The sequence below is a fragment of the Glutamicibacter sp. AOP12-B1-11 genome (assembly GCF_052379245.1).
Taxonomy (GTDB): domain Bacteria; phylum Actinomycetota; class Actinomycetes; order Actinomycetales; family Micrococcaceae; genus Glutamicibacter.
The window spans coordinates 14,163-25,948 of record NZ_JBQSYL010000025.1; the positions used below are offsets into that span (position 1 = coordinate 14,163).

8 protein-coding genes are annotated in these 11,786 nt (G+C 60.1%); all 8 read right to left on the minus strand.

Features of this window, described 5'->3' with window-relative positions; genetic code table 11:
- Window positions 1–19: 19 nt before the first annotated feature.
- Window positions 20–907, minus strand: coding sequence for a bifunctional 5,10-methylenetetrahydrofolate dehydrogenase/5,10-methenyltetrahydrofolate cyclohydrolase (locus tag ACT3UQ_RS14575; RefSeq protein ID WP_105552557.1), 888 nt, complete (start codon window positions 905–907; stop codon window positions 20–22).
- The gene (locus ACT3UQ_RS14580) at window positions 904–1,527 is read right to left on the minus strand and encodes a cyclodeaminase/cyclohydrolase family protein (RefSeq protein ID WP_105552556.1); all 624 of its coding nucleotides are present in this window, start codon (window positions 1,525–1,527) and stop codon (window positions 904–906) included. The genes ACT3UQ_RS14575 and ACT3UQ_RS14580 overlap by 4 nt, the downstream gene beginning before the upstream one ends.
- 492 nt (window positions 1,528–2,019) lie before the next feature.
- Window positions 2,020–4,461 (minus strand): sigma-70 family RNA polymerase sigma factor, encoded by a 2,442-nt coding sequence (locus ACT3UQ_RS14585; protein ID WP_444637383.1) that lies wholly within the window; start codon window positions 4,459–4,461, stop codon window positions 2,020–2,022.
- Between the two features lie 1,229 nt (window positions 4,462–5,690).
- Window positions 5,691–6,008, minus strand: coding sequence for a hypothetical protein (locus tag ACT3UQ_RS14590; protein ID WP_444637385.1), 318 nt, complete (start codon window positions 6,006–6,008; stop codon window positions 5,691–5,693).
- Between the two features lie 281 nt (window positions 6,009–6,289).
- Complete coding sequence (gene allB, locus ACT3UQ_RS14595; RefSeq protein WP_444637387.1) at window positions 6,290–7,669, minus strand: allantoinase AllB; 1,380 nt, start codon at window positions 7,667–7,669, stop codon at window positions 6,290–6,292.
- Window positions 7,670–7,808: 139 nt separating this feature from the next.
- Window positions 7,809–9,602 carry a glyoxylate carboligase gene (gcl, locus tag ACT3UQ_RS14600; protein ID WP_105569410.1) on the minus strand — a complete coding sequence of 598 codons (1,794 nt, stop codon included), beginning with the start codon at window positions 9,600–9,602 and terminating at the stop codon, window positions 7,809–7,811.
- 261 nt (window positions 9,603–9,863) lie between these two features.
- A complete protein-coding gene (locus tag ACT3UQ_RS14605) occupies window positions 9,864–10,760 on the minus strand; it encodes a 2-hydroxy-3-oxopropionate reductase (RefSeq protein WP_258133903.1) in 897 nt (298 codons plus the stop codon).
- Window positions 10,761–10,797: 37 nt separating this feature from the next.
- Window positions 10,798–11,598, minus strand: coding sequence for a hydroxypyruvate isomerase family protein (locus ACT3UQ_RS14610; RefSeq protein WP_105569408.1), 801 nt, complete (start codon window positions 11,596–11,598; stop codon window positions 10,798–10,800).
- Window positions 11,599–11,786: the final 188 nt, after the last annotated feature.

Genomic DNA, 11,786 nt, shown 5'->3' on the forward strand with positions numbered 1-11,786 from the left:
CCTAAACGCTGGCGAACAGCTACCGGCGTCCGGCCATGGGAGCTCCTTTCGATGCGGCATTTTCAAGGGCGGCTAGCGCCGCCTGCGTTGCGTGCAGGATCAACAGGGCGGTGGTTACCGTGCCTACTCCCCCGGGCACCGGGCTCATCGCCCGGACCAGTGGCTGCACCGACTCCGCGTGAACATCGCCTACCAGCTGGCCATCCTCGGTGACATTGGTGCCCACATCGATGACTACCGACGAATCGCTGACCTCGTTGCCGGTGAGCAGGTTCGCCCGGCCAACCGCCACAACGGTCACCGCCGCGCCCCTGGTAATCTCGGCGAGATTGGTGGTTCGAGAATGGCAGATGCTCACCGTTGCGTCGCGCTGCAGCAAGAGCTGGGCGAGCGGTTTGCCCACCACCGCGGAACGGCCCACCACCGCAACGTGCTCTCCGGCGAGTGGGACTTGATAGTGTTCGAGGATTTCGATGACCGAACGTGCCGTAGCCGGCGCAAAGGCCGGCTGGCCCACGCTGAGCCTGCCCAGGCTCAGCGGGTTGGCTCCATCAATATCCTTGGCCGGGTCAATCAGCTGCACCAGGGAGGCCGGGTCAACCGATTCGGGCAGCGGCGTCTGCAGAATGATGCCGTGCACCGTCTCGTCTGCGTTCAAGGCCCGGATCGCTTGGGCAATCTCCGACTGGGTGCCGGTGGCCAAGTCGAGCACCTGGCAGTGAACTCCGAGCCGTTCGGCGGCGCGTTCAATGGAGCGCACATACCAGGACGTTGCCTCGTTGTCGGTTGCGAGCACCACCGCCACCCGGGCGGTGATCCCTTCGCTCGCCAGCCGCGAAACGAGTTGGCCGGTGCGTTCACGGATGGCTGCGGCCACCGGCTGTCCGGCGAGGCGTTGCGCGGTCATGCAGCCACCACCAAGCGGACCTGCGCGCTGAGTGCTTCTGCCGCCACGATCGCGTCGGCGGCTTGGCTGGCCACGAGGCTCAAGCGTTCGCGCTGTTCGGCTTCCTGTATTGCCGCAATATTCATTTCCAGCGTCACCAGCGCGGTACCCAGGGCGGCTCGCGCCGCTTCGGCGGCTGCAGCCACATCGCTGATCACCGATCGGTTTCCGATCTCGACCAAACGCTGGGCGAGCTCAATGACCACCGCGGAGGATTCAACGGTTGAGACCAACGGTGCGGCCGCGGCAATGGTGGCGCTTTGTATGGCCGCGGTGCGCGCTGCCTGTTGCTCTTCATCCTCCTTGGGCATCCTGTATGCATCGCCTAAGGCCCCGAACAATCGTTCGTCTTCCTGCGCCTCGAACAGCGCCGAACGCATCAGTACGCGTGCGTGTTTGGCGATCGGCTGAGCTTTGTCCTCGACCTCTCGGAATCGCGGTCCGGAGGTAAACTCGGCAACCATGGACACCAGCGCGGCGCCCTGGGCGGCGTGCAAGGCCGCGGCAGCACCTCCCCCCGGAGTAGGCGCCTTAGAAGCGAGCCGTTCAAGGTAGCTGGTGATTGTTTCATTGGAGATCATTGGGTTTTACCCTCGCTCAGAATGCTTGGCTGTGGATCCCTAGGCCAACCGGAGAGAAGATTTTGCGTCTGGGTCGGCGCCGCAAGCAAGTGCAGCGCCGGCCATTTGTGACGGTTACTCGTATGGCCTCAAGACCGTTGGATTTCGCGCGAATCAAGTGCCTCCTTGGGGCCCAGCACAAAATCTTCATTTAGTATCCAATTGGTATATCAGGTTACCTTGAAGCCTAAAACACATTCCGAATGCAGGTCAAGAGTTTTTGATCCTCTCTGGAAAAGAAAAGTTAGCAAGGATACGTTGAGCCATCCGCAAACCCTGAACATATGAGAGCAGCAGTGAACTGTCTGGTCGATATTTATGATGTCGTACCGGTAATCGGTGAGCCCATCAGCCAATCAATAGCCGGGCGCAAAGCGATATCTGCTCGTCGGGGATTTCGTTAGCGCGCACCCGCTTACGGCGGATGCGCGCTTCCTACCCGTCCGCCCGGTGCTACTGCCGAGGGACAGCGAATTCGACCCCTGATCCAGGTGCTCCGGGTTGCGCGAAAAGGACACCCAGCTTGCCGCGTCCATGTAGAACCGTGATCGTCAGTTTTACAGGGCTGTCCTCGGAGACCACGCATTCAACGTTCATCTGCTGCGAGTACCGTGAACTCGACGAGCAGTTCTGTCCGAAGCTAGCCCAACCCCAGTAGCGGCGGTCCATCTTCATGCTGAACTCAAAGGTCCCTCCGGGCGCTACAGCTCCGGGGACGACTGTGAAAACATACTGCGGTAAGAAGCGGTCGCTAACTCGTTCCACCGACACGTCAAAACTCGATGTCGATTCGGGCTCTTCTGGATCAACCGGTTCTTCGGATGGATCCGGTGTCGGCTCGACCGTTGGGTCCGCCGTAGGTTCCAGCGAAGGCTCCACCGTAGGCACTGGCGTTGGTTCCAGCGAAGGCTCCACAGTCGGATCAAGCGTTGGTTCCGGCGAAGGCTCCACCGTCGGCTCAACCGTAGGCACTGGCGTTGGTTCCGATGTAGGTTCCAGCGAAGGCTCCACAGTCGGATCAAGCGTTGGTTCCGGCGAAGGCTCCACCGTCGGCTCAACCGTAGGCACTGGCGTTGGCTCCGATGTAGGTTCCAGCGAAGGCTCGACCGTAGGTTCCGGCGAAGGCTCCGGCGTTGGTTCCGATGTAGGTTCCAGCGAAGGCTCGACCGTAGGTTCCGGCGAAGGCTCCACCGTCGGCTCAACCGTAGGCACTGGCGTTGGCTCCGATGTAGGTTCCAGCGAAGGCTCGACCGAAGGTTCCGCCGTAGGTTCCGGTGAAGGCTCCACCGTAGGCACTGGCGTTGGTTCCGATGTAGGTTCCAGCGAAGGCTCCCCAGTCGGATCAAGCGTTGGTTCCGGCGAAGGCTCCACCGTCGGCTCAACCGTAGGCACTCGCGTTGGTTCCGATGTAGGTTCCAGCGAAGGCTCGACCGTAGGTTCCGGCGAAGGCTCGACCGTAGGTTCCGGCGAAGGCTCCGGCGTTGGTTCCGATGTAGGTTCCAGCGAAGGCTCGACCGTAGGTTCCGGCGAAGGCTCCACCGTCGGCTCAACCGTAGGCTCCGGCGTTGGTTCAACCGTAGGCGCAGAAGCCGGAAGATCGGACGCTTCTTCTACAGGAGGCATTGTAGGAGTGCCCGGACTACCCAAATTCAAAGGATAGTCAGCAATGGCGTTATCGGGGAGATCCGATCGCTGGCCCTCGGGGCTCTGCAGAGGCAAGCGCATTTGGCTGTCGTCCAGCCCCTCCCGGCCCTCCGATTCAGGTGTGGCGGACTCAAATGACACGAGATCCATGAGGATGTCCTCCAATGCGGAGGGCGCATCGATCGGATCTACATTATCCGGCTCTTGTTCAACGGACCGCTCCTGAGGCAATGCAACGGGTGCTGTTGAACGGTCGTCAAATAGTGGCGTCAAAATACCGACCGCTGAAGCGGCCACCGCCAGCGCAGCTAGGCCAGCTCCCACTCCAGCTGCAACTGCCGAAGCACTCACGGTTCCCGTCACCACAGCTGCAGCCCCGGAACCGGCAGTCGATACTGCAACCGAGGAACCACCAGTAGCGGCGGTAATTCCGCCGCCGAGTTGCGCCAGTCCCCCTGACGCTGAAATACCTAAGACAGTGGTTCCCCCAACGAACAATGGCAGCACCACGCTGCGCATGGGCGCGCCGATGTTTTTAAGCTCGCCGTAAACAAGCGAACAGTCTGGGCAATTCTTAAGGTGCGACTTCAGGGATCGAGTGGCCTTGGGACTCAAGTTATTTCGAATAAACGCGGGAAGCTGCTTGCGCGCAGACGCGCAGTCGGCAACGAGGCCTGCATGTTCTTTGAGGTGGGCAGCAAGGTAAGACTCACGTAGCCCCTCACGGGCTCTAACGGCCAACGCAGACGCTGCGTTGGGAGTGATACCAAGAATCGTCGCGATCTCGCGGGGAGGAAGCCCATCGACTTCGTTATGCCACAAAACTGCACGCCATCGCTCCGGCAGCGATTTGAAAGCGCGGATAACGATCTTTGATTCGGCGCGCCGCATGACTTCGTCAGCATCCGGGGTTTCACTCGCGAACTCTGCGATCTCATCGATGTCGGCTTCACGCCGCGCAGCTCTGTTTCTAGAGAAGGCCTCCCTGGAAACCGAGGTCAACAGATACGCGCGGAAGAATTCGGTCGGCCCGGACCCATGCTTGAGGCTTGCGAAAACTCTCAAAAAAGCTTCGGACACAATATCCTCTGCTTCAGACGGATTATCGGTATGCCGATAGGCAACTGCCAGCGCAACTTGCTTGTGGCGCTGGTACAGCCGCTCTTGGCACACCCGGCTTCCAACGCGTGCGCCCTGAATCAGTTCCGAATCGCTAGCCCCCGCAATTTCGGCTCCCGAATCAATTGCCATAAAGTCCCCATACTTCGAAAACGATGCGTCCACTAACCGAATTCACCCCGGCGGATTTTTCAAAACCTCGCACTTATCCAGTTAATATTTGTAGACCCTATCATCAAGAAGGACCAAGGGGCTCCAAACAGACCATCCGTTCCGATATTCACAGGATCTCAACAGATCCCAACCAGTGGTTGCTCTTTATTGCTCCAGTGACTGAACGGCTTGCGCCCCAAGCAGCAAGCCATTCAGTCGCCGACGCGAACGGCGTGAATTCGAGTCCCCCAAGCACCCGGTTCATCGCCTCTACACGTTAAGAGTCCCCAACCACCGAATCATGACGCGAGTTTAGGCAAGTTCTTTTAATTTTGTTTTGTATCGGGACATCGGTAACTGTTCTGTATCAACACATCGGTAGCGCTTCCCACCACTTTTACCCCCGCTTGTCGAAACAGGCAGCCTCCCAAGTTCTAGAGTCTAGGCAGGTTGTCAAACTGGAAGATCTGAAAAATAATCCAGTCGAAGCTATGCTGAATCTCCCCTAGCCACTCAGCCTGACTTAGTCATGCACCAGGGAATTCATGCCATCTGTTCATGACAGAAAGCCCATTTCACGATCAATGGCTACTACTCATTCGTTGAGGACCTTGCGCCGGTGGCGCATTTTCCGATTGCTGTTGCTCTCCAATTCCTGTGCGGTTCCCACAAGCGAGGCTAAGCGACAGATCTCGCTGTTCTGCAAGTTGAACTGGTGCATGCAGAGCCAAGTGCCATACGGTGTGCCCGGGAGAAAGAATGACTGCGGCACGGAGGTTCGGATCTTCTGCCAGCTGCTGATCAAGCATCGCCAACTCGGAGCAGTCGCTGTGCGACTTGGCGGAGAAATCATGGACCTCTCCTGTCCCGTCGCCGATTCAGGAGTTGGCGAACCAGAATCTTCCCGTGCCCTGAGCCGCACGAACAAGCAGCAACCTTGCGCTGGGGTTGGCCCAGCCTACGAATCGCTGAAACGCCGGGTGCGGCTGGAACTGGGCAGTCACTCGTTCACCTTCCGGTGCGGTGTCGGGATGTCTCGGAGAAATGCGGGTGATCCCGTCCGCAGAATTCGGGCTATCCGGCGGCGCTGCTGGATAGCGCCCAGACTGGTCATTGTATCTACGAATTGCCTCCAGCCAAGATGCCGCTTAATTGGCCAAGCCCCCACACGTGTGGTTCGTGGCCCTCCACGCCGTTTCGCCGGGACTTCAGCCTGAGTCTTCGAGGCCGCGCTTCATCCGTCCGCTTCCGCGCAGGCCTCCGAGAGTCGGCAGCATTTCGATCCGCGGTGCAGGACGTTGCCGCGAGCTCTTTGCTGGTTGCTTGGCGCCATCTTCTTCGGCCGCTGGCTCGAGAGATTGGGAGGTCTTGGGATGCCGCCGCCAATGAACATAGGTCTTGATCCCGAAAGCAAGGAGCACAGCCACGACAATTGAGCCTAAGACCAGTGAAGCATGCACCACCTCGGCCAAAGCCAGGTCATCGACGTTTTTGGACATTATCGAGGCAGCAGTATTCGCGTTCATAACCATTCCTGTACTCGAAGTTACGACTGCTCTATCCCCATATGGCTCACAGTCTATGAGCTGGGAGGCTCAATTCGCGCGTGCCTCGTCCAATCGATACCTCTTTGTTATAGGTGAGCCGAACACCAGGCAGTTATAACAGTGAATGCACCTGGAAGCATTGGAATCTGGAGGAGTTGAGGCTACGATGCAGCCTTGCCTGGAGGCCAGCGCGCGGTCCGGCACGCGAAAACCCCTCTCCCGCCAGTAAGGCAGAAGAGGGGTCCGGCAAAAGCCAGTTCCTAGTGCTCGCGGCGGATCAGCTTTCCGCCAGGAGTCTGGAAGTCCACGTCGGCCCCCGCGATGATCGACCGGCGGACCACGCCACTCAGGGTCTTGCCCTGGTACGGGGAAATCGGGTTCTTGTGATGCAGCTTGGCCACATCCACCTCGAAGGTGTCCTCTGGAGCGAAGATCGCGAAATCCGCGTCCTTGCCGGTTTCGATGCCGCCCTTGGCGCTCAGCCCGGCAAGCTTGGAAGGATTCACGCCCATCCATTGCACCACCTGCTCCAGCTTCAGCCCGCGCCCCTTGGCTTCGGACCAGATCAGCGGCAGGCCCAGCTGCAGCGAGGCGACGCCGCCCCAGGCGACGCCGAAGTCGCCATTCTCCACGTCCTTCAAATCGACAGTGGACGGGGAGTGGTCCGAAACGATGCAGTCGATAATGCCTTCTTCCAGGCCCTTCCACAGCAGTTCGCGGTTGTCGTTCTCGCGGATCGGCGGGCAGCATTTGAAGGCCGTGGCGCCGTCCGGGATGTCCTCGGCGAGCAGCGTCAGATAGTGCGGGCAGGTTTCCACGGTGAGCTTCACGCCTTCGGCGCGGGCCTCGCGGATCATCTCCAGGGCATCCGAGCTGGACAGGTGCAGCACGTGGGCGCGTACCCCGGTCTTGCGGGCGCGCTCGATGACCTGCGCAATGGCGGTATTCTCCGCATCACGCGGACGCGAGTTCAGGAATCCGGCGTACTGTCCGCCGACAGGATTCGGCGAATTATCGATGATGTCCGAGTCCTCGGCGTGCACGATCATCAGCGAATCGAAGGAGGCAAGCTCTGCCATGTCCTCTTCCATCTCGTCGACGGTCAGCGAGGGGAACTCGTCGACTCCGGAGTGAAGCAGGAAGCACTTGAAGCCGAAGACGCCGGCTTCGTGCAGCTGACGCAGGTCCTTCTTGTTGCCCGGAATGGCGCCGCCCCAGAAGCCGACATTGACATACGCGTTCTTGCTGGCAGCTTCTCGCTTGATTTCCAGTGCTTCGAGGTTCACCGTGGGCGGGATGGAGTTCAGCGGCATGTCCACGATCGTGGTGACACCGCCTGCCGCTGCGGCCTTGGTGGCAGACTCGAAGCCTTCCCACTCGGTACGCCCCGGCTCGTTGACGTGGACGTGGGTATCCACCAGGCCCGGGAGCAATACCTCGTCGTCGCCGACCTCTATGGTGCGTGCGCCCTGCAGATTATTTCCCAGCGGCTCGATGGCTACGATCTTTCCGTCGCGGACGCCGATTTCGCGGGCGGCCATGCCGGCGGTAGTCAAGATGCGTTCGCCCCGGATAACCAGATCGAAGTCCAGATCTGCGTTGTCGTTGGTTTCGCGTTCAACAGCTTCGTTGATGCTCATGAGTCGTTCCCTACTCGTTACGTTTAAAGCTTGAGACTAAATTCAGTAGTGCGTGGTGCGGTTATTTCCATGATCTCCTATCTTGAAAATAACCGCACCCGCAATTTATGGGAGTTGCCAGTGGCAGCGACGACCGACCTCAGGCACTCACACCGGCACTGGATTTCATGGGTACTAGCGCGGTAGGCGCGTCCCCGATCTCCAGTGCAAGATCTTCAAATTCATTAACCGCATCCAGCTGCGCACCCATGGAAATGTTGGTGACCTTCTCCAGGATCACTTCAACCACCACGGGGACCTGGTGCTCGTCGGCCAGCCGGTTCGCTTCGGCGAATCCCTCGGCCAGCTTCGCCGGATCATTCACCCGAACGGCCTTGCATCCGAGCCCTTCGGCGACCTTGACGTGGTCCACGCCGTAGCCGTCGGTTTCCGGGGAGTTGATGTTATCGAAGCCCAGGGAGACGTGATAATCCATTTCGAAGGGACGCTGCGATTGGCGGATCAGGCCGAGGTAGGAGTTGTTGACCACCACGTGCACGTAAGGCAGCTTGAACTGGGCGCCTACTGCCAGCTCTTCAATCATGAATTGGAAGTCGTAATCCCCGGATAGCGCCACAACTTTTTCCCCTGGCTTGCCGCGCACGACGCCCAGGGCTGCCGGACCGGTCCAGCCCAAGGGTCCGGCCTGGCCGGCGTTGATCCACTTGCGTGGTCCATAGACGTGCAGCATCTGCGCGCCGGCGATCTGGCTGAGCCCGATGGTGGATACGTAGGTGGTGTCCTGGCCGAAGACCGCGTTCATCTCCTGGTAGACGCGCTGCGGCTTGATCGGAATATTGTCGAAGTTGGTCTTGCGGTGGTTCGTTCCCTTGCGGGCCGTGCACTGGTCGGCCCACTGCGAGTAGTCGGGGATCAGCCCAGCGCTCTTGCGTTCGCGCACGATCTCCAGGATTGATTCCAGCGCCGCCGCGGCATCCGAGGTAATTCCCAGATCCGGTGCAAAAACGCGACCGATCTGCGTGGGCTCGATATCCACGTGGATGAACTTGCGCCCTGCACGGTAGGTTTCGAGGCCACCGGTGTGCCGGTTCGCCCACCGGTTTCCGATGCCGAGCACCACATCCGAGGCCAAGAAGGATTCGTTGCCGTATTTGGTGTGGGTCTGGATGCCCACCATGCCCGACTGCAAACGGTGGTCATCCGGAATGACGCCCCAGCCCATCAGGGTGGGCGAAACCGGGATGTTGAGCTCTTCGGCCAGCTGCACGAGCTTGTCGCTGGCGTTGGCGTTGATCACGCCACCGCCGGCAACGATGATTGGACGCTTGCCGCTCAGCAGCAGGTCAACGATCTTCTCGGCCTGGCCGCGAGTTGCCTCCGGCTTGGTGGGCGCCAACGGCTCGTAGGCATCGATGTCAAAATCAATCTCGGCCAACTGCACGTTGATAGGCAAGTCGATCAGCGCAGGACCGGGGCGGCCCGAACGCATGATCTGGAAAGCCTTGGCGAAGGTTCCCGGAACGAGCCCCGGCTCCAGCACGGTGCTCGCGTATTTGGTCACCGGCTTCGCGATGGATTCAATATCCACCGCCTGGAAGTCTTCCTTGTGCAAAACGTGGGTTGGCGCCTGGCCGGTGATGCAGAGCATCGGGATCGAGTCGGCGATGGCCGCATACAGGCCGGTGATCATGTCGGTGCCGGCCGGCCCGGAGGTACCCAGGCACAGGCCGATCTTGCCGCTGGCCCGCGAGTAGCCGTCAGCTGCATGCGAGGCTCCCTCGACGTGGCGGTGCAGCGTATGGCGGATTCCGCCATGCTGTTTCATCGCCGAGTACAGCGGGTTGATTGCCGCGCCGGGCAAGCCGAACGCTTCGGTGGCGCCTTCCTTTTCCAGGATCAGCACGATGGCATCTACTGCGCGCATCTTAGGCATTGAAATCACACATCCTTATCGATGGTTCGGCCCCGAATGGAGCGGTGAAAGAAGAAACAAGATTATGAGGGGATGACCTGTGGCGGGCCGACGAAGTGAATCGACCTCACGCCCACCCCGAGCACCGGAAGCCGGACTCGAACTGGAACGAAGGACTCCATCGGCTGGCGAATACAGTTGTTCGCCAGCCGATGGGCCGGCTACCGAAGGCAGGCGCAGGACCCGCCACAGGAAGTTTGAGGGGAAGAGCAGGAGAGAAACTTACTCGCTTTGACCCGAAAGGCGCTGCACTCCGCGGAAGAGACCCGAGTGATCCAGCGAGCCGTCGCCGCTGGCGACGGTGGAACCCACCAGCTGGGCGACGAGCGAACCCATCGGAAGCACCACGCCGGCTTCGCGGGCGGCCGAGGTGACGATGCCCATGTCCTTGTGGTGCAGGGCCAGGCGGAAGCCCGGTCCGAATTCACGGTCCAGGATCTTCTGGCCCTTCTGGTCAAGCACCTTGGAGCCGGCGAGTCCCCCGCCGAGCACCTTCAGTGCCGAATCGGTGTCTACGCCATAGGCTTCGAGGAAGACCACCGCTTCGCTCAGCGCCTGGATATTTGCCGCGACGATCAGCTGGTTTGCGGCCTTGACGGTTTGCCCGGATCCGGAGGGACCGACCAGGACGATGGTCTTGCCCACCGCTTCGAGGACCGGCTTGGCATCTGCGAAGTCCGCCGGTTCGCCGCCGACCATAATGGAGAGCACCGCGTCGATGGCGCCCTGCTCGCCACCGGATACCGGCGCGTCCAGTGGACGCAATCCGGCCTCACGCGCGGCATTCGAAAGGTTCACCGCAACGTCGGGACGGATGGAGGAATTATCGATCCAGATGGCCCCGGATTTTGCGTGCGCGAACAGGCCCTCTGCGCCGGTGGTGACCGCTTCGACATCGGGAGAGTCCGGAACCATTGTGATGATGACGTCGGCGTCCTTGACCGCTTCGGCGATCGACTTTGCCGCGTGGCCGCCGGCTGCCGCAAGCTCGGTGGTGGCTTTTTCACTGCGGTTGAAACCGGTGACGTTGAAGCCTGCGGTGACGAGGTTCTTGGCCATGGGCAGTCCCATGATTCCCAAACCGATAAAAGCTACATTCTGTGACATGTGATTCTCCAAAGTGTTTTGGCGGCCCGCACGAGGGGCGAGTGGAAGTTTAGGAGGCGTCGGCACCGGCGGTGGCAAGCCATTGAAAGGCGGTCTGCGCGTCCTGCTTGTATTCCAGGGCTACTTTGCCGGTGTATCCAAGCTGACGGGAGCGTTCAATCCAGGCAAGCAAGGGCAGATCACCAGTTCCTGGCGCCCCACGGCCCGGCGCGTCGGCGATCTGGATGTGGCCGAATTCTTTCGCGTGGCTTTCGATAACCTGCGGGACATCATCGCCGTTGACCGCTAGGTGGTAGAAGTCGGCCAGCAGGGCAATATTGTTCTTGCCCGCTTCCTTGACCTTAGTGACCACGTCCAGTGCCTCGGCGGCGGTCTTCAGCGGGTAGGCCTCGGTGCCGGAGACCGGTTCGATCAGGACGGTGCCTTCGATGCGTTCGATGCCCCCGGCGGCAACCAACAGGTTTTCAAGGGCCAGCGCGTCTTGAGCCTGCGCAGTGGATTCCGCAAGACGATTTCCATAGAGGGCGTTGAAGGATTTGCATCCGGTGGCCTCGCCGATAGCGGCGACCACGTCCACGTTCTCACGGAACTCTGCACTGCGCCCGACCCAGGAAACTAGTCCGCGGTCCCCCGCAGGCATGTCACCGGCGAAGAAGTTCAATCCGTCCAGCTGCACGCCCGCGTTCTTGATCGAGCTAACGAACTCATCTACCTGCTTGTCGCTTGGCACGGCGGTGGCAAATGGCCACCAGAATTCGACGCTGTCGAATCCCGCCTGCTTGGCCGCTTCGGCACGCTGGTTGATGGGTAGTTCGGTGAGCAGAATCGAGCAGTTCAGAGTGTAAGACACTGGATTTCCCTTCAAAACCTATTTCAAAGATTCCACTTCATGGAATATTTGTTTTGCTTTACGAAAACTCTAAGTCGAGACACAGATCACTGTCAACCCTCTAGGGCCCTTCGTTTCGCGCATCGCAAACAGGAGCGCGCCACGGGAGCCAGCCCTTGCAAAATGCACGAGGGCCACCGGAGGGAAGG

Coding starts and splice junctions, on each gene's coding strand:
- ACT3UQ_RS14575 (WP_105552557.1), bottom strand. CDS start 907: ATGACCGCGCAACGCCTCGCCGGACAGCCGGTGGCCGCAGCCATCCGT.
- ACT3UQ_RS14580 (WP_105552556.1), bottom strand. CDS start 1,527: ATGATCTCCAATGAAACAATCACCAGCTACCTTGAACGGCTCGCTTCT.
- ACT3UQ_RS14585 (WP_444637383.1), bottom strand. CDS start 4,461: ATGGCAATTGATTCGGGAGCCGAAATTGCGGGGGCTAGCGATTCGGAA.
- ACT3UQ_RS14590 (WP_444637385.1), bottom strand. CDS start 6,008: ATGAACGCGAATACTGCTGCCTCGATAATGTCCAAAAACGTCGATGAC.
- allB (WP_444637387.1), bottom strand. CDS start 7,669: ATGAGCATCAACGAAGCTGTTGAACGCGAAACCAACGACAACGCAGAT.
- gcl (WP_105569410.1), bottom strand. CDS start 9,602: ATGCCTAAGATGCGCGCAGTAGATGCCATCGTGCTGATCCTGGAAAAG.